16 protein-coding genes and 1 tRNA gene are annotated in these 24,141 nt (G+C 64.5%); 7 read left to right on the top strand and 10 right to left on the bottom strand.

Going from position 1 to position 24,141, the window contains the following annotated elements; all coding sequences use genetic code 11:
- Positions 1 to 301: 301 nt before the first annotated feature.
- The 8 genes from SPYCA_RS18945 to SPYCA_RS02235 form a co-directional block, all read right to left on the bottom strand.
- A complete protein-coding gene (locus SPYCA_RS18945; protein ID WP_146625076.1) occupies positions 302 to 517 on the bottom strand; it encodes a hypothetical protein in 216 nt (71 codons plus the stop codon).
- Between the two features lie 515 nt (positions 518 to 1,032).
- Entirely contained in the window at positions 1,033 to 3,060 is a 2,028-nt protein-coding gene (locus SPYCA_RS02265; RefSeq protein ID WP_331852525.1) for a strawberry notch C-terminal domain-containing protein, read from the bottom strand.
- Positions 3,061 to 3,216: 156 nt separating this feature from the next.
- A complete protein-coding gene (locus tag SPYCA_RS02260; protein WP_120222106.1) occupies positions 3,217 to 4,221 on the bottom strand; it encodes a site-specific integrase in 1,005 nt (334 codons plus the stop codon).
- Positions 4,218 to 5,573 (bottom strand): tyrosine-type recombinase/integrase, encoded by a 1,356-nt coding sequence (locus SPYCA_RS02255; RefSeq protein WP_120218786.1) that lies wholly within the window; start codon positions 5,571 to 5,573, stop codon positions 4,218 to 4,220. The genes SPYCA_RS02260 and SPYCA_RS02255 overlap by 4 nt, the downstream gene beginning before the upstream one ends.
- Complete coding sequence (locus SPYCA_RS02250; protein ID WP_120218785.1) at positions 5,570 to 6,802, bottom strand: site-specific integrase; 1,233 nt, start codon at positions 6,800 to 6,802, stop codon at positions 5,570 to 5,572. The genes SPYCA_RS02255 and SPYCA_RS02250 overlap by 4 nt, the downstream gene beginning before the upstream one ends.
- Before the next feature lie 104 nt (positions 6,803 to 6,906).
- The gene (locus tag SPYCA_RS02245; RefSeq protein WP_120218784.1) at positions 6,907 to 9,159 is read right to left on the bottom strand and encodes a strawberry notch-like NTP hydrolase domain-containing protein; all 2,253 of its coding nucleotides are present in this window, start codon (positions 9,157 to 9,159) and stop codon (positions 6,907 to 6,909) included.
- Between the two features lie 139 nt (positions 9,160 to 9,298).
- The gene (locus tag SPYCA_RS02240) at positions 9,299 to 11,320 is read right to left on the bottom strand and encodes a ParB/RepB/Spo0J family partition protein (protein ID WP_120218783.1); all 2,022 of its coding nucleotides are present in this window, start codon (positions 11,318 to 11,320) and stop codon (positions 9,299 to 9,301) included.
- Positions 11,321 to 11,351: 31 nt separating this feature from the next.
- The gene (locus tag SPYCA_RS02235) at positions 11,352 to 12,065 is read right to left on the bottom strand and encodes a DUF7146 domain-containing protein (protein WP_232003465.1); all 714 of its coding nucleotides are present in this window, start codon (positions 12,063 to 12,065) and stop codon (positions 11,352 to 11,354) included.
- Between the two features lie 427 nt (positions 12,066 to 12,492).
- Here SPYCA_RS02235 and SPYCA_RS02230 point away from each other — a divergent pair, with 427 nt between their 5' ends.
- Positions 12,493 to 12,693, top strand: a complete 201-nt coding sequence (locus tag SPYCA_RS02230) for a helix-turn-helix domain-containing protein (RefSeq protein WP_054588750.1) — start codon at positions 12,493 to 12,495, stop codon at positions 12,691 to 12,693.
- Here the strand turns inward: SPYCA_RS02230 and SPYCA_RS02225 are convergent.
- Positions 12,690 to 13,925 carry a tyrosine-type recombinase/integrase gene (locus SPYCA_RS02225; protein WP_120218781.1) on the bottom strand — a complete coding sequence of 412 codons (1,236 nt, stop codon included), beginning with the start codon at positions 13,923 to 13,925 and terminating at the stop codon, positions 12,690 to 12,692. The two genes, SPYCA_RS02230 and SPYCA_RS02225, sit on opposite strands and share 4 nt — an antisense overlap.
- 173 nt (positions 13,926 to 14,098) lie before the next feature.
- Positions 14,099 to 14,185: transfer RNA gene (locus SPYCA_RS02220), tRNA-Leu, on the bottom strand.
- Between the two features lie 201 nt (positions 14,186 to 14,386).
- On the opposite strand from SPYCA_RS02220, the gene SPYCA_RS02215 reads away from it, so the two are divergent.
- The 6 genes from SPYCA_RS02215 (at position 14,387) to SPYCA_RS02190 (ending at position 24,045) form a co-directional block, all read left to right on the top strand.
- Positions 14,387 to 15,325 carry a complex I NDUFA9 subunit family protein gene (locus tag SPYCA_RS02215; protein WP_120218780.1) on the top strand — a complete coding sequence of 313 codons (939 nt, stop codon included), beginning with the start codon at positions 14,387 to 14,389 and terminating at the stop codon, positions 15,323 to 15,325.
- Between the two features lie 58 nt (positions 15,326 to 15,383).
- Positions 15,384 to 16,184: an undecaprenyl-diphosphate phosphatase gene (locus SPYCA_RS02210; RefSeq protein WP_120218779.1), complete on the top strand. Its 801-nt coding sequence runs from the start codon at positions 15,384 to 15,386 to the stop codon at positions 16,182 to 16,184.
- Between the two features lie 158 nt (positions 16,185 to 16,342).
- Positions 16,343 to 17,785 carry an NAD(P)-dependent oxidoreductase gene (locus SPYCA_RS02205; protein WP_120218778.1) on the top strand — a complete coding sequence of 481 codons (1,443 nt, stop codon included), beginning with the start codon at positions 16,343 to 16,345 and terminating at the stop codon, positions 17,783 to 17,785.
- A 23-nt stretch (positions 17,786 to 17,808) separates the two neighbouring features.
- On the top strand, positions 17,809 to 18,927 hold the full coding sequence (locus SPYCA_RS02200) for a DUF2059 domain-containing protein (protein WP_232003463.1): 1,119 nt from the start codon (positions 17,809 to 17,811) through the stop codon (positions 18,925 to 18,927).
- A gap of 62 nt (positions 18,928 to 18,989) precedes the next feature.
- The gene (gene gltB / locus SPYCA_RS02195; protein ID WP_120218776.1) at positions 18,990 to 23,522 is read left to right on the top strand and encodes a glutamate synthase large subunit; all 4,533 of its coding nucleotides are present in this window, start codon (positions 18,990 to 18,992) and stop codon (positions 23,520 to 23,522) included.
- Between the two features lie 97 nt (positions 23,523 to 23,619).
- Positions 23,620 to 24,045, top strand: coding sequence for a hypothetical protein (locus tag SPYCA_RS02190; RefSeq protein WP_120222105.1), 426 nt, complete (start codon positions 23,620 to 23,622; stop codon positions 24,043 to 24,045).
- Positions 24,046 to 24,141: the final 96 nt, after the last annotated feature.

Genomic DNA, 24,141 nt, shown 5'->3' with positions numbered 1-24,141 from the left:
AGGCGCGGACGTCTCGGACACGTATCCAGTACTGGTCACCGCCTTGGGCGCTCGCTCGGCCGGTACCGCAACGGTTCACGTTGATCAGCCCTCGGGCGATCCAGCTCGTGACTTGTTGCGCTCGCGAGAGGCGATCGACATCGTCCTTCTTTCGCAAAGCCTCGCCGTCTTCAAGCCCAGTGGCAAGACTTCGTTGCGGCCAAGCCGCGTCGATTGGCCCGGTTGGGATACTTCGCTGTCCGGCGAACAGGTGGTATCGGGGCTGCGGGCACCGCACCGGTGCGCCCACGCCTGTCGCGCATTAGCCTTCGCGATTACCCGTCATCGCGCCGCTCTCTACTGCCCGACGAAGCCAAAAATTTTCGAGCATCGCTGATACGAGCCGTTCGCGTGCATCACCCGTTTGCCCTACCAAGTTGCGGCGGTGCTCATCTTCCCGTTCAATGAGGAACCTGACTATTCTCTGTTCGATTGCCTTCGGACATTCTGTTGCCGAGGCAGAAACCGTATCGCTCATCTTTTCATCCTTTGCCGATCGGCGCTAAGCGGTCGCAAGATCATCCTCTATTCGGACCGGGGTTGCAAACCCCATTGGGTGACCGGTTCGCGTCGTCCAAAACATGCCGAGCCGTTCGCCGCAGAGTTAAGGGAAAGCGCGGGTATGAGCTCGCGAGAAATCGTGCCGCCGATCCGGATCATGGCGGATGTCCGGTCTGCCATGGGAACCTCCATCTTCTTGGTGGTCGGCAGACAATTCCGCCGCCACACCTCGCTCCACCTCCTTCCCTCCTCCGCCGAATTGCTTTCGCGGGGCGAGCATGGAGGCGCGTAGGTTCCGCGTTCGACGAGCCAAGCTCAGCAAGTCCCCACTCCTCGCGAAGCTCGAATATGATGCCATCGGTCGGCAAGGTCGCGGGCGGCATGCTCGCCGGGCGTCCAACTCGGGCATCGCGGTGTGAAAGCCATCGACGAACGCCGGTCGACCTGCCCATATGCCCGCGACATGACCCTCTCCCTATGAGAGGTTCGATTTCATTGTGGCGGCTCGGCGATGATGGTGGTCAGGATTTCATCGGCCTTTCCCGCCGGGAGGAAGAGCCGGGTCTTGTATGCAATCACCTCGCTAAACGCGCCGCGCGCCTTCAGCCATTCGCGGTCCTGAGGCCGGAAGTCCCGGATCTCAAGCCGACGGCTGTCGTTCACCATCGCCGACACGAGACGCGCGCCGTGCAGCCCGGGTAAAAGGGCGCCATCGCCATGCCGGGCAGCCTCGATCAGTTCGTCAGGCGTGAGCACGATCGAGGAAGTGAGCCCGAAAGCCGATTCCAGCTTCTCGATCGCCCCGGGCATCACGATGCGACCGAGGATCGACGTTCCCGCTGCGTCGTCGATCCGCCAGACACGGACGTCGTCCTGTGGCAGTTTGTTCCAGACGGGGAGCAGGAGACCAGTCGCGACACTGATCGTCTCAATATCGACCTTGTCGAGTGCTTCGCCGACCTCGGATTCCCAGAGGCTCCGGAAGCTGTCGCGGTCGATCTCCTCCCAGTTTGTATGCCCGAGACCGGCAAGCTGGATGCGGTTCGAACCTGTCGGACGGACAAGCTCCATCATCTTGACGGGCCTCCCGTCTTCGTCGGTGATCGACCAGGACGGAACGCAAAGGGCCACACGCCCCGAACGGCTGTTGCGCAGATACTGGACATCCGAGGAAGCGCCCCAGATCTTGTCGAGGCGGGCCCACCCCGTAACGCGCGGTTTGAGGTGAAGTTCGAGACGGAGCAGACGGGTTTCGGCGCCGGAGACCGGATCTTTCCTGAGCACTTGCTCCGAAAGCTGGACGATGCGTTCGGCCCGGATTGCCTCGACCCCGAGATCTAGCGTCCCCGCTTCGCGGGCCGCATCGACGCGGGCCTGGATGAGCCCCATATATTCCTCGAATATGGCATCCTGAGTCGCGATGCGTAGCGCGAGGATGCGGTTGAGCCAGCGCTGGATCGGCGGCAGCTTGTCGAGCAGCGTGCCATTCTCGTCGACGAGCTTCAGTCCCGTGATGATCTGAAAATTCTCGAGATCGACGCTCGCGAGCTTGCCGGCATGGAGCAGATGATACCATTGGGTAAGTGCTTCGCGGGCATAGCTGCTTTCGAGATTGTCAGCCGGGTCGAACAGATTCTGGCCACCGGTCTGGCGCTGGCCGCGTGTGAGGGCGCCGAGGGTATCGAGGCGTCGCGCGATGGTGCTGATGAAGCGGCGTTCGCCCTTGCAGTTGGTCGTGACGGGGCGGAACACCGGCGGCTTCCACTGGTAGGTGCGATGGGTGCGGCCGAGACCCTGGATCGCGATGTCGGCGCGCCAGCCCGGTTCCAGAAGGAAGTGGATGCGTCGCTTGTGCGCGGTCGGACAATCGAGGTCGGCGTGATAGGAGCGCCCGGTTCCGCCCGCTTCCGAGAAGACGAGGATCGGTTTGCGTCCCGACATGAAAGCGTCGGTCTCGGCGATATTGGAGCTGGTGCTGCGGCGCTCGAGTTTCTGGCGGCCCTGCCCGTCGATGACGACGCGCCGGGTCCGGCCCGTGACCTCGGCGACGGTGTCGGTTCCGAAATGCGCGATCAGGAAGTCGAGCGCGGCCGGGACCGGCGGCATCGAGCAGAGGCTTTCGACCAAATTGTCGCGCGCCTCGACCGCTTCCTGGCAGAGGACAGCATTGCCGTCGCCATCGTGCATCGGCTCAGAGCGCATTGCCCCGTCGGACGAACGAAAGGCGCGCATCTGACGCGTCGGGAAGGCGGTCTTCAGATAATCGATCAGCGTATCGAGCGGCGAGACGTCGATCGCGAGGTTGGCGCGTTCGTGCGGCGAAAGGCCCGCAAGACGGCGTTCGAGGATCGCCTCGGCCGTGCTGGTCAGTTGCACGACGGCGACATGGCCGGCTGCCAGCTCCTCCTCGATCGCACGAACGATGGTCGGCATCTTCATCGCGATCAGCACTTGGGAGAAGAAGCGCTGCTTGGCGCTCTCGAACCGGCTGAGCGCCGAGCCCTTGGCCATGGCGTTCATCGTCAGGCCCGACATGCGGTCGACGATGTTCGAGGCTTTGAGCACCTCATCGAGGTTCTGGTGAACGATCGCTTATCGCGAGGTCGCGATAATGCGCAGGAACGTGGCGAAGGCCCGCAAAGCTGCTGAGCATTTCGCCACGTCCTTCACATTATTTCACAAGGTATCGAGCCACTCCATCAGGCTGGCATCTCGTTTCCACGAAGGTGGCACGTTGCTCGCCGCCGGCGCGCCCACCTGCTCAAGCGCCTTCCGTTTGGTCTCCAGATTGGCCTGTGCGTAGTGGTTGGTCGTATCGAGGCTGACGTGTCCCAGCCAACTGCGGATGACGGTGATGTCGACTCCGGCAGCGACAAGGTGAACGGCGGTCGCGTGCCGGAAGCTGTGCGGCGTCACATTTTTGGACCGAAGCGACGGCACGGTTTCTGACGCCTTTCCTACATAGGAGGCGAGTTTGAACCGCACTCCCGAGGCGCCCAGCGGCTCACCATATCGATTGACGAAGATCCGCTGATCTGGCGCGCGCGGGTGACGTTCCAACAACTTCCTGAGCAACGCCACGGTTTCCGGCCAGAGCGGACAGATACGTTCCTTGCGACCCTTGCCGTAAAGACGCACGAAGTTCGGTGCGTCGAACCGGATCGCCTCGGGACAGAGGTCGAGGGCCTCCTGGATGCGCGCGCCGCTGTTATATAGGAACGAGAGTAGCACGTGGTCGCGCATTCCCTCGATTGTCGACCGGTCGGGCTGAGCAAGGATCGCTTCGACCTCCTCCGGCTCGAGATAGCAGGGTGCAACGGTAGGCTCCCGCTTGAGCGGGACGGTCAGGACCTCGGCGCATTGCGCGATGTATTCGGGATCCTTGTCAGCCACGAAGCTGAAGAAGCTGCGGATCGCGGCGAGCCGGCAGTTGCGTGTACCGATCGTGCCCCTGCGCCCATGCTCGGTATGGTGGAGGAACGCGCGAACCTCTCCGGCCGAGACGTCGGCCAGCATGATTCGCGCGACCCCGCCGCCCTTTCGCCCCGCGATGAACCGAAGCAATAACCGCCAGGTGTCGCGGTAAGACCGGATCGTATGGACAGATGCACTGCGTTGCTCAGCCAACCATTCCTGGAAGAACGCCCGCAACAATGCGGGGAAGAGATTGCCCTTCGTCATGACCGCGCCTCCATCGTGAGGCATCGGGCGCCGACGGTCCGGAACCGCTCGCTTGCTTCCTGCAGCAGGTCCTGCGTGACGGTGATGTAGACCAGCGTGGAGTTGATGTCCCGGTGGCCCATGTAGGTGGAGAGGAAGCGCAGTTTGTCCTGCGGATTGACGCCGGATCGATACCATTGAAGGATCCGGTTCACGACCATCGAGTGGCGCAGGTCATGAACACGCGGCCCCGTCCGCCCGGTCGGGGCCTTGAACCCGGCACGGCGCATGACGTTGGTGATCATCGTTGAGACCGTCACCGGGGTATAGCGATCATTGAAGTGCTCGTGCCAGAAGAGCCCGGACCGAGGATCCTGTGGGGCGCCGGCGCGCCGCCTTGCATCGATATAGGCCCGTAATTCGGCCATGACGCTGCCGGTTAGCGGCAATATCCTGGTCTTGTAGAACTTCGTTTCCCGCACTGTGATCGTGTCTGATTGAAGATCGACGTCACCCAGATCGAGCCCGGCGAGTTCACTACGGCGCAGTCCGGCACAATAGGCCAGAACCACCATGGTGTAGAGAACCATCGGCCGCAGCGGCGCGTCCGGCGACGGATAGGAGCGGGCAACGTCGAGCATCTGCCGAACGTCGGCCGGGCTGAAGATATGCGGTCGTCGATGCTCTCGTGCCACTTCTCGTTCGGGACGGGCGTTGAAGCGTTTCGGTGGGATGCTGGGATCAAGGCGATACCGCGCCTTGGTCAGGAGGCGCCCGAGCTTCTGGCATTCAGCCGCGTGATTGCGGGTCGGCTTGGCAGTTGCCCAGCGCGCCAGCATCGTCTCAAGCGATGCCCCTGTCAGTTCCGGGGTCGCCTGGAGGAACCGATCGAACCGCAATAACCAGTGAGCCTGAGTCTCATACTGATACCCCCGGCTCCGCATCAACGCGACATGCTCACGCATGAAGTCCCCCAGCATGCTGCCGAAGGGCGCGGGGCGTCGCAATGCGGCCAGGGCTCCGTCGGGATTTGGGGAAGCCAGCGCTCGCCAGATCGGCTTGCTTTGTTTGACGTTGTATTGACGGCGAAGCACGGCAACGGGCTGATCTGGGATCAGCCCGATTTCGACGAGGTGGTCGAGGAAGCGATCGACAATGCAGACCTGGTTGAGCAGCGTCGACATTCGCCAACGTTTTTCCATTTCCTTCAGCCAGACTTCGAGCATCTGCCGGTCGACCGCCGGATGACGCTGGGCTACATTCTCGAAGCTGCGAAGGAACCAGCGATAAGTCGGCCTGCTTCCCTGCCGGAACTGGGATTTTTCCAGGAAGGCGTCGATGACGGTGCGATCGGGATCGTGCCAGGCGCTCATGGCAGCACCTCCGATCCGGGCACGTCGAGCGCCACGGCTCGGAGATCATCTGTCGCCAGCTTGAGATAGGCGTTGGTGGATTCGGTGGATCGATGTCCGAGCACGTCGCCGATGATCTTTTGCGGGACCGACGCCCGCAGTAGTTCGACCGCTCGCGCGTGGCGGAAGACATGCGCCCCTCGCTTTCCCGGCGGCTCGACGCCAGCGGCTGACAACCGCCCGCGGATCATGCCATACAGGTTTGTCATTGCGATATAGGGCGCGCAGGACCGGATGAAGATTTCCCGCCCCTCAACCTGGGGGCGCCCATTACGCAGATAGTCGAGGAGCGCCTCACCAACCGGCGCCAATAGCGGCAAGTAGGAGTACGCATTGGTCTTGGTGTGACGGATACGCAGGGCTTCTCCGCGCCAATTCACGTCTTCAAGCCGAAGGCGACAGATCTCACCTTCGCGCAACCCATATGTGGCAAGCAGTTGAAGTACCGCAAAATCGCGCAGTCCCCGCGGCGATCCATCCTTCTTCGTCGCCGCCAGCACCGCGGCGATTTGGCGCCTGTCCAGCGTCGAGGGCACGTCTTCATAGGCGTAGAGCATGGGGCCGATGATGTGCGGCGTGAGATCCATCGGGATGCGCCTCGTCCGATGCAGATAGCGCACCACCGACCGGAGCCGCTCAGCGACATCGGCCAATGATTTGCGCCGTAATCCAGGGGCGCGCATGTCCATGTAGAGATCGACCTCCCCGATGCTCAACGTGTCGAGGCTGGCAGCCCCGCCCCGTTCGAACTGCCATCGCAGGAAGTTCCGTGCCTCCCACAGAAGCGCCGAGATGGAAGCGCTTGCCAGACCGCGCTCGTCGCGCAGCCATGCCTCGTATTCGCAGCAGATCGCCTGCCGATACGCGGTCTCCGGTTCGGTCATCTCCGGCTCGGGCGGCCATTTGCCTTGGGCGAGCCGGAGCAGTTTGTTGATCGACGTGCGGGGCAACATCTGCCAGCGCGCACAGGGAGGCCGCCCGTACTGGGCTTCGAAATCCCGAACTGCATAGGCAAGATACTGATCGACCTGCGCCGGCGTCACAGTTTCCACCTGCACGTCGCACTCGGCCAGATAATCGAGAAACGCGCGGGCGTAGAGGCGATGGTTCGCTACGACCACCGGGTTATAATTCTGCGTCGTGAGCAAATTCGAGAGTTCGGCGATCAACTCGTCGTGCAATTTCAACATGCTTTTATCCTCAGCTGGTCCAGAGACCGCCGAGGTTCGCAATCAAAATAATGCGCAGCAACATCGCCCCGCATTAGGAGAATCCACGTCGCTGCCGCGTTCCTTCACATTATCGCGACCTCGCGATAAGCGATCTTATGCGCAGCTGCGCATAAAATCGCCCATGCGTCGGCATAGGCGTCGTAGATCTCGATCTGGTCGAGCGTCAGCCGATGCTCGAGCGGGTCATATTCGACGCCGGCGAAACTGAGCGCACGCGCCGTGTAGAGACCCATGGATTTGAGGTCGCGGGCGACGATTTCCATCGCCGCGATACCGCCGTCGGTCATCGCAGCGAGAAAAGCGTCGCGGTTCACGAAGGCCGTGCCGGGCCCCCAAAGCCCGAGCCGCGAGGCATAGCTCAGATTCTCGGGCTTGGTGGCGCCGGTGGCCGATTCATAGACCACCCGGGCGCGCGGCAGTGCGTTCTGCAGGCGCACTCCGGCCAATCCCTGTTCAGACCCCTTGGCCTGGCGATATTCGTCCTTGGTGCCCGCCGCATTGCCCATCGAATGGGATTCGTCGAACAGGATCACGCCCTCGAAAGTGCCTTCCGTCCACTGGAGGATCTGCTGGAGACGTGAGCATTGATCGTGACGCTGCGAGCGGAGCGTCGCATAGGTGAGGAAGAGGATGCCGCTCGCCATGCCGATCGGCTGCCCGATCGGGAATGCGTCGAGCGGCTGGATGTCGATCGGGAGGCCACCGAGCGCGGTCCAGTCGCGGCGCGCATCCTCGAGTAGCGTCGCGCCCCTCGAAATCCAGACGGCGCGGCGGTTGCCGCAGTTCCACTGGTCTCGAATGATCGCGGCGCCCTCGCGCCCCTTGCCGACGCCGGTGCCGTCGCCAATGAAGAAGCCCATGCGATAAGCATGGCCGTCCGCATCCTCGCGCAGCTGGTCGCCTGCTTCATTGGGCACGAACCGGCCCGGCAGGTCGCGTGAGAAAGCATCGCCAGCATAGATGATCGCTTCGAGCTGAGCATCGGACAGTGCGCTGCTCGCCCGCTTCTGTAAGAGCGGGCGATACTGCGGCATCGGCGGCAGTACCGACGCCATGGCCAGCGATTCAACAAGATTGTCGGGATGAGGCGTCGCGCCCGGAATATCTATCCGGGCGAGGCGCCAGGGCGCGTAGATGCCGACGGGATCACCGACCGGTAGCGGCGCGTCACGAACAGAGTAAGCGAGCGGTTCGGCCGGATCGTCCTTGGCGGCGATCCGCGACGGCGCCATGACCTTGGGGCTCGCGAGCCCGGAAAAGAGCGATCCCGACGCGGATTTGAGCGCCGGACGGAACGGGATCACCGCCGGCGAGGCGGGGGGCGGTTTGTCGGATGGGTGCAACCGGGGCGGGAGCGCAAGCACGATGGGCAACGCCGCCTCGATCGTATCGACCGTGTGGCGTTCGGTCTCGCCGATCCAGCCCTTGTCGAAGACGATCAGCCGAACGGCGATGCCGGTCCCATGCTTGACGTACGGGCGGCCGAGAATGGTAATCTCGACGCGCGGACGAGAGATCTCGGCGACCGAGACATAGCCGCGGGCGCCGCTGCCGTCATGAGCAAAGGCCGGCGACATGATTGCGACGCAGCGTCCGCCGTCGGCGAGGCGGAGCAACGCGGAGCGAAGGTGGCGGGCACCGGCGTGGCGATCCTCGCCGCGGCCTTCGCTGCGGCTGAAAGGCGGATTGATCAGGACGACGGTGGGCCGAACATCCGGCGGCAGCCGGTCGTTGATGAACTCGGCATCGTGCGTGGTGACGTCGGCGTTCGTCACGAGAGCGAGCAGCGCGGCGCGGCAGGGATCGCGTTCGTTGAGGGTTACGGAGGCTCCGGCGGCGATCGCGCGCGCTGCGAGCATGCCGGTGCCCGCCGACGGTTCGAGCACATGGTTGTCGGCCGTAATCGCCGCTGCACGCGTCGCTAGCCAGCCGAGTGCGGCTGGCGTGCTGAACTGCTGCATCTCGACCTGGTGTTCGCTGCGATAGGTCTGGGTTGGCAGCGCCTTCTCGAAGGCGAGAATGGCCGAGAAGGCATCCTCCGGCGCGCAGTCCGGGTTTTGGCCTTCATCGAGCGACAGCATGTTCGAAGCCTGCGCCGCTTCGAGCGCGTCATAGGCGTCGCGCATCGACCAGTGTCCGTCGGCATCGGAGCCACAGAACGCCTCCGACATGAGCCCTTTGAGGAGCGAACGCGTTACCGATTGCGGGTCGGCGAGCCGGGTTTGCAGCGCTCGCGCAACGCCGTGGAGGCGTTCGCACTTTTCCCGGGCGCCGGAATATTGAGTGTCGGCGAGTTTGAAAATCGGAAAAGTCATGGACGATCTCCTGAAACGGCTCCGGGGCGCCTGCCCCTGCCGCACACCGCCCTCCCCCTTTCCTCCAGTCGGGTAGGCGGCATGAAAAAGGGGCCGCGACGCATCGTCGCAGCCCCTCATCGAGGTCGGCGCTGGCTGATCAGGCCGCGTCGGCCACCGGTTCGTCCTCGTCGCCAGCACCGACCGGATCGTCGTCGACCGTCAGTTCGGCGGCATCAGCAGACTCCACGTCGACATCGTCGTTCGCCAGCTCTGCAACGGGCTGCTCGAAGCGCATCGCGTCGGGAAGCCAGGCCAGCGCCTTTTCCTTGACGTCGGCTTCCACGATGATGTTGCCCGCGAAGAGCTGCTCGGCCGAGGACGCGAGGAGGTCCTTCTTCGAGGCGCCGTATCGCTGGCCGAGTTCGCTGCCGCCGATTTCAGCGAACAGGTCGAGGATCGTCGTCTTGGTCAGCCGTTTGAAGTAATTCTTCGCGGTCGGTCGCCACCAGGCGGCGACGTCGATCCCGAGCTTGCAGCCGAGGTGATCGACGAAATCGCTGCCGGTCGTCTTGGCGGGCACGGCCTGGATCGTGCGGACGATTGCCCAGCCGAGCCATGCCGCGCGTGCTTCCTCACCAAGCGCGCAGAAGGCATCGTAGCGGCCGGTGACTCCGGCATAAGGGTTGATCCAGCTCCGATCGAGTCCGGCTTCGAGCTTAGCCCATTCCTCGGCCGCCGTCGTGCCGCTCTCGAACCCGATGACGCGCGACGGCGCCGCATCGGCCCGGAGCTCGCTTGCGAGATCGCTCGCCCCGTAACGCCGCTGCGCGGCATCGACCATCACGAACGTCCCGAGATCGAGCGCGAACCGCGGGTCGCTGGCGACATGGACGCGAAGCAGCTCCGCCTTCATCGTTGCGAGTTCGTCAGCGAGCCGCTGGCTGATCGCGGGTTTGCCTGATGCTCCGCCAGGAGCCGCATCGTCGCGGTCATCATCCGAGTCATCGGTTTCGCTCATCGCTTCGGGGGTTCGGTAGATCTGATGATGAACCCGGGGCTGGCCATCCTCGCCGAGGACGACGAAGGCGAGCGCCGAGGCCTTCTGGTCGTCGGACAACACCGGCGGACGATTCTGAATATCGCGCAGTTCGGATTCCAGATCGCGATAACGCTGTTCGTCATCATCGGTGATGCCGTCGTCGCTTTCGTTCGCGGCTTCGGCGATGATGGTCAATTCGGCCTCGATCTCGGCGCAGCGCGCTTCATCCTCTTCCGTGGGTGGCGGAACCTCACCGCGAACCGGGCTCAGACCGTCAAGCTCTGTGTATGAGACGCGCGTGGTCGGCAATGCACGGATTTCGCCAAAACCCTCGCGTTCGCGGATCGCTTCGGCCTCGACCGCAAGCTTTTCATCGGCAAGGCGATCGAGAATGTCGCCATCGATCCAGTTTTCCGACGCGCTGTCGGAGAAGAGGTCAGAGTCGATCCGTCCACCAGCCTCGACATAGGATTCGCGGCCGACGAGCAGCGCCTTGGGATCGCCGCCCCGATAGCAGCCGGTCGCGAGTTCGCGCCGGATGGTATAGACATCATCCTTGTAATAGCTGCCCTGATACTGCTCGAACACACGGGCCTGGCGCACGGTGTCGGACGTGCTGCCATAAGCCTTGGCGACCTCGAGCGTGATGTCGCCCTTGCGCAACGCTTCGAAGATCGTCTCGTGAAGATCGGCGAGCCGAACACGCCCGAGCACGAAGCGCTCGGTCTTGCCGAACCGCGCGGCAACCTGCGCCGGGGTTTTGCCTTCCTTCTCGATCATGTTCTTGAAGGCCGTGCATTCATCGGCGGCGGTCATCGGCAGCTTCTGGTTTTCAGCGAGGCTGAGCTCGATGGCGTTTTTCGCGTCCGGCATCACCATGACCGGCACGCTGAAGTCTTCCGGGAGCTGTCCCTTTTCGATCAGGGCATGAACCCGCGCGAGACGCCGGCCGCCACCGAAAATGCTGTAGCTGTCCTTCTTGCGCTTGATCGCGGTGCCGATCAGGTTCTGGAGCACGAAGCCGGCTTGGCCGATCATCGCTTCCAGTTCGGCGTCGGCGTCGGGGTCGCTTTCCGTTCGGACATTCAGCGGGGAAGCGACGCAGTTACGCGCAAGCGCGTATACGATCGGATATGTCATAGTCCGTCTCCTGGCGGCGGAGGCCCGACCATCAGGCCACTCGGCGCCGCCAGTCCCCCACCCCCTTCCCTCCTTCCCGTAGGACATCGTTCCAGTCGTTCCGACCGTGCCACGGCCAGATCGTGTCGATCTGCCGTCCGGGTGCCGTATGGGCCTCGGTTGCAGGCGGCACGGCGAGGCGTCCCGCATTGTCATTGTCGGGGAGCAGGATGAGGCGGTTCACGGATTTCGGGATGGCAACATGGGGGAGGCGTTCATTGCCGAGCGTCGCCCAGACCGGGATGCCGAGCAGTATCATCGCCGAGACCGCCGTCTCGACGCCTTCGGCAATGCCGAGAGTTTCGGTTGCTGGTGCGAGCCGTACGGCACCGCCGCAGGGGTGGCCTAGCAGGCGGCGAGGGTGGCGAAGGTCGCGTGCACGCCGCCCGCGGGCATCGAGAAAGGTCCTCTGGACGGCGAGCAGACCGGAATCGTCGGTGACGGCGGCGAGCATCGCCGGGCGAAACCGTGCCGCCTTGCCCTTGCCGAGCGGAGTTCGGTCGCAGAAGCGCAAAGAATTGAGCGCGATGTGAATCGACCGATTGCGTAGGTAGGTCTCGGCGATAGTCCAATTTATCGGCCGTCCGACCTTCCAAAGATCGAAGGCGCGCTTTTGCAGCCATCGGTCGAGCTCGAACTGCTTGGCGATTCCATCGCCCTTTGCGCCCAAGGCATTCGGATCGAGCCGCCGAATGGCGCGCAGCACGTCGCGCGTGTCGCAGCCGGCAAAGCATTTGAACAAGAGTCGGGTGTCGCCAACGCGAACCGATAGGCTCGGCGTTCGGTCATCGTGAGCTGGGCAGCGACACATTCCAGTCGATCCCTGCCAGAAACCGCCAAGGCCCCTGACCAGTGCGGCCCCGGCAGCCTCCAATTCGGAATCATGGAGAGTCGAAAGGGCAACAGACATTGGAATTCTCGCGATCAGATCAGACTTCGCTCAAGCTCCTCCTCTCTCCTGTCGTGCTTTTCGCGGCCACCTGGTGACGAAGTCACGCGGCGCGGCGATACCGCTCAACGGCACGATCCTGCCCTGATTATTGTGAGGTGGCGTAGCAACCGGCACGCTTGCGATGGCGAATGCTGCGTTGGAGCCGCGCTCGCGACATTGATCCATCCCGAGGACAAGGAAAATGCAGGATCTCGATTTGTCACGGTCCGAAATCGTCTTCATGGAGCCATTGACCGTGCGAATTCCGACCGCAGTCGAGCTGACAGGGCTCAGCCGGTCGAGAATTTACGAGTTGATCGTGTCCGGCGACCTTGAGGTCGTCAAAGTCGGCCGGTCCACGTTGGTTCTTTATACGAGTCTCAAGGCCCTGATCGGCCGCTAGGCGGTCGAGGTTGCACTTTTGCCGAAGGCAGGGCGGAGAATTTGCGCACCATCGCGCAGTTCGTCGAGATAGTCGGACCAATGCTGCATCATGCGAACACGTTCATCCCAATATTCGCCCCGGGTGTAGACCCGGCGCGTCGCATTGGCATCTAGATGTGCCAGTTGCCTTTCGATCGCATCCGGGTGCCACATTCCCATCTGGTTGAGGAGAGTGGCGGCCGTCGCGCGGAATCCATGAGCCGTCATCTCTTCACGGCTGTAGCCCAGCCGCCGAAGCGCGGCGCTGACAGTATTCTCCGACATGCAACGGCGGGGCGTCCGAAAGGACGGGAAGAGATATTTCCCATGGCCGGTAAGGGCGCGGAGCTCTTCAAGCATCGCAAGAACTTGCCGTGACAGGGGGACGCAGAGCGAGCGGCGCATTTTCATCTTCTCGGCTGGGATCGACCAGACGGCATCATCGTAATCAATCTCCGCCCATTCTGCCTGGCGCAGTTCGCCCGGTCTGACGAAAAGGTGCGGCGTCAATCGAAGCGCGACCGCGGTGAGTTCGTGGCCAGTGTAACCATCGATAGCGCGGAGCAGCGCGCCGACGTCCTTCGGGGCCGTGATGGCGGCGTGGTGCTTCACCTTCGGAGTGATCAGCGCACCGCGGAGATCGGCCGCGAGATCGCGGTCGGCTCTGGCGGTCGCAATGGCGTAGCGGAACACTCGGCTAATCACGCTCCGCATGCGCCGCGCGCTTTCATATCGGCCGTTCGCCTCGACTTTACGGAGAACGGCCAGGATTTCCTGCGCGGTGAGTTTCGATATCGGGCGACTGCCGATCATCGGTTCGGCGATGTCGAGGAGCCATCGTACCTTCCGAAGCGTGACTGGCGCGCGCTCTTCTCGTTCGATTTTCACCAGCCATTCCTCGGCGATGGCCTTGAACGTGTTGTCCTGCGCGATCTTCTGGGTGATCCGCGCGACCTTCTTCTCCGCCGCGGGATCAAGCCCGGCGATGAGCTTCTTGCGTGCCTCGTCACGCAATTCGCGAGCGGACGCGATGCCGACATCGGGCCACGACCCGAAATAGAGCGTCTTTTGCCGATCGAGATAGCGATAGTTCATTCGCCAGACTTTTGCGCCGCTCGGCCTGACCACAAGGTACAGGGCGTCGGCGTCAGCCAATTTATAGGCTTTTTCCTTGGGTTTAGCGTTTGAAATCTGGATGTGGGTAAGCGACATGATGGTTTCACCTTCGATAGGCTGACCGAAACCATCAAAAACACCATCAAAGCTGATGGTACGCTGATGGTTCCGGCTGGATCAGCCTGGATTCCACTCAGCGAGTCTCATCGAAAAAGCGGTGAAAAACCAGCCGCTTACTGGACGTCCTCGGACATTCCGAGGAGAACAGATGGTGCCCAGAAGAGGACTCGAACCTCCACGACCTTGCGATCGCCAGCACCTGAAGCTGGTGCGTCTACCAATTCCGCCATCTGGGCACGGGGTAGGAGCGGGCGCTTAGCGGGGCGGCCATCGGCTTGTCAACCGCGCTCCCGCCGCGGCCGTGCTTTTTATCGCAAAGCGGCCCGATTTGCGCTGCAAAGCCGCCTTCTCCCTTGCCCGCCCCGCCGCTTCGCGGCATGGGAAAGCCGTTCGGCGCCCGCGTGCGCCCCTTCAAGAGAATCGATACAGGCGGACCCATGCAGACTTTCGACGGGCAATTGATCACGGTGCTGGGCGGCGGCGGTTTCCTCGGCCGCTATGTCGTGCAGCGGCTGCTGACGCGCGGCGCACGCGTCCGCGTCGCCCAGCGCGACCCGCGCGCGGCGACCTTCCTGAAGCCGCTGGGCGGGCTGGGCCAGACACAGTTCGTCGCCGCCGACGTCCGCGACGCGGCGAGCGTGGCGCGCGCGGTGCAGGGCAGCGACGCGGTGATCAACCTCGTCGGCGCGTTCGACGATATGCGCGCGGTGCAGGCCGATGGCGCGGGCCATGTCGCCACGGCGGCAAAGGCGGCGGGCGCGGGCGCGCTGGTCCATGTTTCGGCGATCGGCGCCGATCGCGAAAGCGCCTCCGCCTATGGCCGCAGCAAAGGCGACGGCGAGGCCGCAGTGCGCGCAGCCTTTGCCGAGGCGGCCATCCTGCGCCCCTCGATCATCTTTGGCCGCGAAGACCATTTCATCAACCGCTTTGCCGGGATGATGCGCGTCACGCCGATCATGCCGGTGATCGCACCGCAAGCGAAGTTCCAGCCGGTCTATGTCGGCGACGTCGCCGACGCGGTCGTCGCCGCGCTCGCCGGCACGGCCACCGACAAGCTGTTCGAGCTCGGCGGACCGCAGGTGCTGACGATGCGCGAACTGCTACGCTGGATCGCCGATGCGACGCGGCGCTCGCCGTTGTTCGTCGATGTGCCCGATGGTCTGGCCTCGGCGCTCGCGAACGGCTTCGGATGGCTACCGGGCGCGCCGATCACATCCGATCAATGGCTGATGCTCCAGCATGACAATGTCGTGGCGGACGGCGCGGCGGGCCTCGCCGAGCTTGGCATCACGCCCACCGCCCTCGCATCGGTCGCCGACGGCTGGCTGGTGCAATATCGCCGCCACGGCCGGTTCGCGGTCGAAACCACGGCCTGACGGCTCTTCAGCGCCGGTGATCGCAATGTGATTGCCGGGGCATTCCCCAGGACATTTCATGCACGACCTCCTTACCGTCATCCTGCTCGGCATCATCGAGGGGCTGACCGAGTTCCTTCCCGTTTCCTCGACGGGGCACCTGATCCTGGCGAGCGAATTGCTGGGGTTCACTGGCGAAGGGTCGGCGGCGTTCAAGATCGCGATTCAGCTCGGCGCGATCCTCGCGGTGCTCGTCGCCTATCGCGCGCGCTTCTGGACGGTCGGCACGGGGCTGCTGCGCGGCGAGCCGTCGGCGGTCGCGTTCACGCGCAATATATTGATCGGCTTCCTGCCTGCGATGCTCGTCGGCGCTGTCGCCTATGAAGGCATCCGCGCGCTGCTCGAATCGCCCGCGACGGTCGCGGTCGCGCTTCTCGTCGGCGGCGTCGCGATCCTGGCGATCGAACGCATGGTCAAGCTGGTCAAGGTCGAAAGCGTCGAGGCGATGCCGCTGCGCACCGCGATCGCCATTGGCGCAGTGCAGTGCATCGCGATGATTCCCGGCGTCAGCCGCTCGGGCGCGACGATCATGGGCGCGTTGCTGATGGGGGTTGAGCGCAAGACGGCGGCCGAGTTCAGCTTCTTTCTCGCGGTGCCGACGATGATGGGCGCGACCGCCTATTCGCTGTGGAAGGATCGCGCGATCCTGACCGTCGACGATGTGAACGCGATCGCGATCGGGCTGTTCGTCGCCTTTCTCGTCGCACTGGTCGTGGTGAAGGCGTTCGTGGCGATCGTCGGGCGGTTCGGATTTGCCCCTTTCGCCTGGTATCGGATCGTCATCGGCGCGGGCGCGCTGCTATGGCTTGCGCTGAAATAGGTCCGAAAAGATACTAAATTGCGAAAGATTATTGCGCGGACAGAAAAACGTGAAAATCAGCATCAATTTTAGGTTAGTAATTCTGTCCTAACTGGCGATTCGGCCGTGACAGCAGCCTTTCGCCCGTGCAAATCCCCGCGCAACGAAGGGGATATTGCATGGCTTCCGAACGCATGCTCCAATTTGTGGGGCGTGAACAATCCTACCCGGACAAGCGCTCGCCCGAGGAGCGCGCGCGCGACTTTCGCGAGATCGCCGAACGCTATTCGGCTCCGCAAGCCGACGCGCAGGCGGCGCGCTGTTCGCAGTGCGGCGTGCCTTACTGCGCGGTGCATTGCCCGCTGCACAACCATATCCCCGACTGGCTGCGCCTGACCGCCGAAGGCCGGCTGCGCGAGGCCTATGAACTGAGCAACGCGACCTCGACGATGCCCGAAATCTGCGGGCGCATCTGCCCGCAGGATCGCCTGTGCGAAGGCAATTGCGTGATCGAGTTTTCGGGCCACGGCGCGGTGACGATCGGCAGCGTCGAAAAATATATCACCGACACGGCCTGGGCCGAAGGCTGGGTCGAGCCGCTGCACGTCGCCGCCGCGACCGGCCAGTCGGTCGGCGTCATCGGCGCGGGGCCTGCGGGGCTGACCGCCGCCGAATATCTGCGCGCCGCGGGGCATGAGGTGCATGTCTATGACCGCCACGACCGCGCGGGCGGCCTCCTCACCTATGGCATACCCGGCTTCAAGCTGGAGAAGGACGTCGTGATGCGCCGCATCGACCGGCTGGTCGAAGGCGGCATCCATTTCCACCTCGGCTTCGACGTGGGCAGGGACGCGACGCTCGACGAGTTGCGGCAGAGGCATGACGCGATCCTGGTCGCGACGGGCGTATACAAGGCGCGCGAGATCAACGTGCCCGGCAACGAAGCCGCGGGCGTGATCGCCGCGCTCGATTATCTGGTGGCGTCCAACCGCAAGGGTTTTGGCGACGCGGTGCCCGCCTTCGACGACGGCCGCCTCGACGCAAAGGGCAAGCATGTCGTCGTGATCGGCGGCGGCGACACCGCGATGGATTGTGTGCGCACCGCGGTGCGGCAGGGCGCGAAGTCGGTGAAATGCCTCTATCGCCGCGACCGCGACAATATGCCGGGGTCGCAGCGCGAGGTCGCCAACGCCGAGGAGGAGGGCGTCGAGTTCGTCTGGCTGTCGGCCCCCGAAAGCTTCACCGCCGACACGCATGTCAAGGAGGTCGCGGTCGCGGGAATGCGCCTCGGCGCGCCCGACGCGAGCGGTCGCCGAAGCCCTGAGGCCGATCCGGGCCGCAGGTTCGACGTGCCCGCCGACATGGTGATCAAGGCGCTGGGCTTCGATCCGGAGGAGCTGCCGCACCTGTTCGGCGCGCCCGACCTTTCGGTCACGCGCTGGGGCACGCTGCGCGTCGATCATCAGACGATGATGACCAGCCTGCCCGGCGTGTTCGCCGCGGGCGACATCGTGCGCGGCGCAAGCCTGGTCGTCTGGGGCATCCGCGACGGCCGCGACGTCAGCGAACAGATGGCAAAATGGTTGAAGGCGAAAGCGAATAGCGAAAAGAAGGCGGCATGACCAACAGGGGAAGGAAGTTCATGATGTCGACCTGGAATTATATGCTGCTCGCCGGCGCCGCGGCGCTTGCGCCCGCCGCCGTCCTTGCCGCGCCGACCGAAGCGCCGCTGGCGGAGGTCGTCGCCACGCCAGCAGACGACGAAGAGGCGACGCCGTTCGACAGCGAGGCTGCGGCCGCCGAAGCCAAGGCCAAGATGCAGAAGGAAATGGACGAGGTGATCGCCCTCGTCGAAAAAATGTTCGATACCAAGAGCCTGCCGCCGATCGACCCCGCGCGGCTGGCGATTGCCGAGCAGACGACGGCCGCGCTGATCCCGGCCGGGAGCATCGAAAAGATGCTCGACAATCTGTATGGCCGGATGTTCCGCACGCTGATGGGCGAGTTCAGCGGCCAGTCGGACCTGATGCTGTCGATCAAGACCGGCGTCGAAAGCGACAAGATTGCCGCGCTCGACGATGCCACCAAGGGACAGATCGCCGACCTGTTCGACCCGCATCGCAAGGAGCGCGAAGAGCAGATCACGCGCGTGGTGATGCCGTTGATCCGCGAGGCGCTCGCCGACATGGAACCGCCGATGCGCGCGGGCCTGGCCAAGGCCTATGCGCGCCGCTTCACTGGCGCGCAGCTTGCCGATGTCAACGCCTTCCTCGCGACCCCCACGGGTCAACTCTATGCCAGCGAATGGATGGCGCTGCAGGCCGACCCCGAAGTGATGGTGGCGGTGGTCAAGGCGGTGCCGCCGCTGATCACCAAATTCATCGACCGCGCGCCGGCGATCGAGAAGGATTTGAAGGAGCTGCCCAAGGAAAAGCAGCTGGCCGATTTGGGCGACGAGGAGCTGGCGAAGCTCGCCAGGCTGATGAAGGTCGATGTGAGCGCGCTCAAGGAACAGCGCGACATGTGGAACGCCGACACCATGGACGCGACCGATACCGCGGATTCCGACGATCATGCGGTCGATGCGGCGGCCGATGCCGCGGACGCCGCCGCGATGGCGGTCGAGAACAGCGAATATGATCGCAGCAACTGGTCGGAGGCCGACCGGCAGCGCGTCGAGGAACTCGAGGCCGCCTATCTCGAGGCCGAAGCCGCGGCTGTCGAAAAGGCGCGCGAACGGCTCGGCCGGAACCCGTCAGATTAACGCCATCCGCCATCCCGGCGAAGGCCGCGATGGCGAGTTGGAAAAAGACCGTCAGGACGAAGATGATGACCCACTACCCCACCCCCGAACATGCGCGCCTCGCGGCCGAAGGCATGTATCGCCCCGACCTCGAATCCGACGCCTGCGGCGTCGGCATGGTCGCGGCGACCGACGGCAAGCCGTCGCGGCGCGTGGTCGAGGCGGCGATCGAGGCCTTGCGCGCCGTGTGGCACCGCGGCGCGGTCGACGCCGACGGCATGACGGGGGACGGGGCGGGAATCCACGTCGACCTGCCCGAACGCTTTTTCGACGATGCGATCGCGGCGTCGGGGCACAAGGTGCTGCCGAACCGCCTCGCCGTCGGCATGATCTTCCTGCCGCGCACCGACCTTGGAGCGCAGGAGGAATGCCGCACGATCGTCGAGGCGGAAATCATCGACGCAGGCTTCACCATCTATGGCTGGCGGCAGGTGCCCGTCGACGTGTCGGTGATCGGCGACAAGGCGCAGCGCACGCGCCCCGAAATCGAGCAGATCATGATCGCGGGGCCGCTGCCCGAAGAGCAGTCGATCGACGAGTTCGAAAAGCAGCTCTACCTCGTCCGCCGCCGCATCGAGAAAAAGGTGATCGCGGCGCAGATCGCCGATTTCTATATCTGCAGCCTGTCGGCGCGCTCGATCATCTACAAGGGGCTGTTCCTCGCCGAGAGTCTGGCCGATTTCTACCCTGATCTCACGAACAAGCTGTTCGAGAGCCGCGTCGCGATCTTCCACCAGCGCTATTCGACCAACACCTTTCCGCAATGGTGGCTCGCGCAGCCGTTCCGCACGCTCGCGCACAATGGCGAGATCAACACGATCCGCGGCAACAAGAACTGGATGAAGAGCCACGAGATCAAGATGGCGAGCCTCGCGTTCGGCGAGCATTCGGAGGACATCAAGCCGGTGATCCCGGCGGGCGCGAGCGATACCGCCGCGCTCGACGCGGTGTTTGAAACCTTGTGCCGCGCGGGTCGCGATGCGCCGACCGCCAAGCTGATCCTGGTGCCCGAAGCCTGGGCGAGCGATCCCGACGTGCCCGAGGCACACAAGGCGATGTACGCCTATCTCGCCAGCGTGATGGAGCCGTGGGACGGCCCGGCCGCGCTCGCGATGACCGACGGCCGCTGGGCGGTCGCGGGAATGGACCGCAATGCGCTCCGCCCGCTGCGCTACACGCTGACCGCCGACAATCTGCTCGTCGTCGGGTCAGAAAGCGGCATGGTGCTGCTGCCCGAAGCGAGCGTGCGCAAGAAGGGCCGCCTCGGTCCGGGGCAGATGATCGCCGTCGATCTCGACAAGGGCACGCTTTACGAAGACCGCGCGATCAAGGACAGGATCGCGGGCGCCGCCGACTATGCCGCGCGCGTCAAGGGATTCCGCACAATGGCCGACCTGCCCAGGGGCGGCCGGGCCAGCCTGTCGGCATGGGACCGCAGCGAGCTGCTCCGTCGGCAGGTCGCCGCGGGGCTGACCATGGAGGATATGGAGCTGATCCTCGCGCCGATGGTCGAGGATGCGAAGGAAGCCGTCGGGTCGATGGGTGACGACACGCCGCTCGCCGTGATTTCGGACAAGCCGCGCCACGTCGCGCAATTTTTTCGCCAGAACTTCAGCCAGGTCACCAACCCGCCGATCGACAGTCTGCGCGAACGCCATGTGATGAGCCTGAAAACGCGCTTTGCCAATCTCGCCAACATCCTCGACGAAAAGGGGCAGAGCGACCATGTCCTCGTCATCGATTCGCCCGTGCTCGTCGGCGACGACTGGGATCGGCTGCGCGCCTATTTCGGCGATGCGGTCGCCGACATCGACTGCACCTTCCCCGTCGGCGGCGACGCCTCGACGCTGCGCGACGCGATCGCGCGGGTTCGGCGCGAGGCCGAGGATGCGGTGCGCGCGGGGCGCAGCGAGCTGTTCCTGACCGACCAGAATATCAGCGAAAATCGCGTCGGCATGGCGATGGTGCTCGCCGCCGCCGCCGTTCACACGCATCTCGTGCGCAAGGGGCTGCGCAGCTACGCCTCGATCAACGTCCGCTCGGCCGAAGTGCTCGACACCCACGCCTTTGCCGTGCTGATCGGCGTCGGCGCGACGACGGTTCACGCCTATCTGGCCGAGGCGACGATCGCCGACCGCCACGCGCGCGGCCTGTTCGGCAGCGAGCTGACGCTGGACGACTGCCGCCAGCGGTTCCGCAAGGCGATCGACGACGGGCTTCTGAAAATCCTCGCCAAAATGGGGATCGCGGTGATCTCCTCCTATCGCGGCGGCTATAATTTCGAGGCGGTGGGGCTGTCCCGCGCGCTCGTCAACGACCTCTTCCCCGGAATGCCGGCGAAGATTTCGGGCGAAGGCTATCAATCGCTGTTCATCAACGCGACCGAGAAGCATGAAGCGGCGTTCGACGGGCGCGTCACCACCCTGCCCATCGGCGGTTTCTATCGCCAGCGCGCGGGCGGCGAGGCGCACGCCTATTCGGCGCAGCTGATGCACCTGCTGCAAACCGCGGTCGCGACCGACAGTTACTCGACCTACCTCCAGTTCTCGCGCGGGGTCGCCGACCTGCCGCCGATCTATCTCCGCGACCTGATGGAGTTCAACTATCCGGCGCAGGGCGTGCCGCTCGACAGCGTCGAGGCGATCACCGAGATCCGCAAGCGTTTCGTCACCCCCGGCATGTCGCTCGGCGCGCTGTCGCCGGAGGCGCACGAGACGCTGGCGATCGCGATGAACCGCATCGGCGCCAAGGCGGTGTCGGGCGAAGGTGGCGAGGCGAGCGAACGCTACAGGCCCTATGCCAATGGCGACAATGCCAACAGCAATATCAAGCAGATCGCGAGCGGCCGTTTCGGCGTCACCGCCGAATATCTGGGCGCCTGCGACGAGATCGAGATCAAGGTCGCGCAGGGCGCCAAGCCCGGCGAGGGCGGCCAGCTGCCGGGCTTCAAGGTCACCGAATTCATCGCGCGGCTGCGCCATGCGACGCCGGGGGTCACGCTGATCTCGCCCCCGCCGCACCACGACATCTATTCGATCGAGGATCTCGCGCAGCTCATCTATGATTTGAAACAGATCAACCCGAAGGCGCGCGTCTGCGTGAAGCTCGTCAGTTCGGCGGGCATCGGCACCGTTGCCGCAGGGGTCGCCAAGGCGCACGCGGACGTCATCCTCGTCGCGGGCAACACCGGCGGCACCGGCGCCAGCCCGCAAACCAGCGTCAAATATGCCGGCACGCCATGGGAAATGGGGCTGTCGGAGGTCAATCAGGTATTGACCCTGAATGGCCTGCGCCACCGCATCCGCCTGCGCACCGACGGCGGGCTGAAGACCGGGCGCGACATCGTGATCGCGGCGATCCTCGGCGCCGAGGAGTTCGGCATCGGCACATTGAGCCTCGTCGCGATGGGCTGCATCATGGTGCGCCAGTGCCACAGCAACACCTGCCCCGTCGGTGTCTGCACGCAGGACGAAAAGCTGCGGCAGAAGTTCACCGGCAGCCCCGAAAAGGTCATCAACCTGATGACCTTCATCGCCGAGGAAGTGCGCGAAATCCTCGCGAAGCTCGGTTGCCGCAGCCTCGACGAGGTGATCGGCCGCACCGAGCTGTTGCGTCAGGTCAGCCGCGGCGCCGAGCATCTCGACGACCTCGACCTGAACCCGATCCTCGCGAAAGTCGATGCCCCCGACGAGCAGCGCCGCTCGCAGGGGCCGAACTTCCGCAACCCGGTGCCCGACAGCCTCGACGCGCAGATATTGAACGACGCCAAGCCGCTGTTCGAGCGTGGCGAGCGGATGCAGCTCACCTACAATGTCCGCAACACGCACCGCGCGGTCGGCACGCGCCTGTCGGCCGAAGTCACGGCCAAGTTCGGGATGAAGGGGCTGGCCGACGATCATGTGCAGGTGCGGCTGCGCGGCACGGCGGGGCAGTCATTGGGCGCCTTCCTGTGCCAGGGCATCACGCTCGAAGTGTTCGGCGACGCGAACGACTATGTCGGCAAAGGGCTGTCGGGTGGGCGCATCATCGTGCGGCCCACCGTGTCGAGCCCGCTGGTCAGCCAGCACAACAGCATCGTCGGCAACACCGTGCTTTACGGCGCGACCGCGGGCACCCTGCTCGCCGCCGGCCAGGCGGGCGAGCGCTTCGCGGTGCGCAATTCGGGCGCCGATGTCGTCGTCGAGGGCTGCGGCGCGAACGGCTGCGAATATATGACCGGCGGCACCGCGGTCATCCTAGGCCCTGTCGGATCGAATTTCGGGGCGGGGATGACGGGAGGCATGGCCTTTGTGCTCGACACCGACGGGCAGTTCGAGCGTCGCGCGAACGGCGAATCGATCGTCTGGCAGCGCCTCGCAAGCAGCCATTGGGAGGGCGTGCTCAAAACGCTGGTCGAGGACCATGCCAGCGCCACGGGCAGCAAATGGTCGGCCGAAATCCTCGCCGACTGGGACCGCTGGCGGACCCGTTTCTGGCAGATATGCCCCAGGGAAATGCTGAGCCGTCTCGCCCACCCGTTGAGCGAGGAAGCGGTCGAGGTGGTCGCGGCGGAGTAGTTTTCGTCGCCCCCATGGAGCGTTCAGCGCAGCGAAAGCGTTGCCACGCTAGTCACAGCGCTTTGCTGCCATTTGGTCCTTTCAAGGGATGGAAGCCATGACCCGTCTTGCCCTGCTCGCGCTGCCCCTGATCGCGCTCGCCGCACCGCTGCCTGCCGCAGCCAGCGACATGCGCGACCCGGCCGCCACGCTCAACGATCCGGTGATGCAGGAACGCATGGCCGACACGGTCGCCGCGATCGTCGGCGCGCTGATGCAAATGCCGGTGGGCCCGCTCGCCGAAGCGGTCGCGCGCGTCGATCCCGATTCGGACGCCGCCTATATCCCCGCCGACGCGACGCTCGGCGAGCTGGCGGGGCGCGATCCCGATTTTGCCGATCGCATGGGCGACGACCTGCGCGCCAGCGCGCGCATGGCAGGACGCACCGCATCGGCGATGGCGGCCTATGCCCCGGTGCTGAGGGACATGGCGCGCGACCTCGCCGCGCAATGGGAACGCGAGCGCGAAGCTTCGCGACGGTAAGCCGAGTTCCCACCGCGCCGTCATCCCGGCGAAGGCCGGGATCTCACCCTCGCATTGGAAAGCACCGGCGAGATCCCGGCCTTCGCCGGGATGACG

The sequence above is a fragment of the Sphingopyxis sp. FD7 genome (assembly GCF_003609835.1).
In the GTDB taxonomy this organism is placed as follows: domain Bacteria; phylum Pseudomonadota; class Alphaproteobacteria; order Sphingomonadales; family Sphingomonadaceae; genus Sphingopyxis.
This window is presented reverse-complemented; position numbering and strand designations above follow the sequence as displayed.

Coding starts and splice junctions, on each gene's coding strand:
- SPYCA_RS02230 (WP_054588750.1), top strand. CDS start 12,493: ATGCAGGATCTCGATTTGTCACGGTCCGAAATCGTCTTCATGGAGCCA.
- SPYCA_RS02210 (WP_120218779.1), top strand. CDS start 15,384: ATGCACGACCTCCTTACCGTCATCCTGCTCGGCATCATCGAGGGGCTG.
- SPYCA_RS02205 (WP_120218778.1), top strand. CDS start 16,343: ATGGCTTCCGAACGCATGCTCCAATTTGTGGGGCGTGAACAATCCTAC.
- SPYCA_RS02215 (WP_120218780.1), top strand. CDS start 14,387: ATGCAGACTTTCGACGGGCAATTGATCACGGTGCTGGGCGGCGGCGGT.
- SPYCA_RS02265 (WP_331852525.1), bottom strand. CDS start 3,060: ATGAACGCCATGGCCAAGGGCTCGGCGCTCAGCCGGTTCGAGAGCGCC.
- SPYCA_RS02190 (WP_120222105.1), top strand. CDS start 23,620: ATGACCCGTCTTGCCCTGCTCGCGCTGCCCCTGATCGCGCTCGCCGCA.
- SPYCA_RS02255 (WP_120218786.1), bottom strand. CDS start 5,573: ATGAGCGCCTGGCACGATCCCGATCGCACCGTCATCGACGCCTTCCTG.
- SPYCA_RS02250 (WP_120218785.1), bottom strand. CDS start 6,802: ATGTTGAAATTGCACGACGAGTTGATCGCCGAACTCTCGAATTTGCTC.
- SPYCA_RS02200 (WP_232003463.1), top strand. CDS start 17,809: ATGTCGACCTGGAATTATATGCTGCTCGCCGGCGCCGCGGCGCTTGCG.
- SPYCA_RS02260 (WP_120222106.1), bottom strand. CDS start 4,221: ATGACGAAGGGCAATCTCTTCCCCGCATTGTTGCGGGCGTTCTTCCAG.
- SPYCA_RS02240 (WP_120218783.1), bottom strand. CDS start 11,320: ATGACATATCCGATCGTATACGCGCTTGCGCGTAACTGCGTCGCTTCC.
- SPYCA_RS18945 (WP_146625076.1), bottom strand. CDS start 517: ATGAGCGATACGGTTTCTGCCTCGGCAACAGAATGTCCGAAGGCAATC.
- SPYCA_RS02245 (WP_120218784.1), bottom strand. CDS start 9,159: ATGACTTTTCCGATTTTCAAACTCGCCGACACTCAATATTCCGGCGCC.
- gltB (WP_120218776.1), top strand. CDS start 18,990: ATGATGACCCACTACCCCACCCCCGAACATGCGCGCCTCGCGGCCGAA.
- SPYCA_RS02225 (WP_120218781.1), bottom strand. CDS start 13,925: ATGTCGCTTACCCACATCCAGATTTCAAACGCTAAACCCAAGGAAAAA.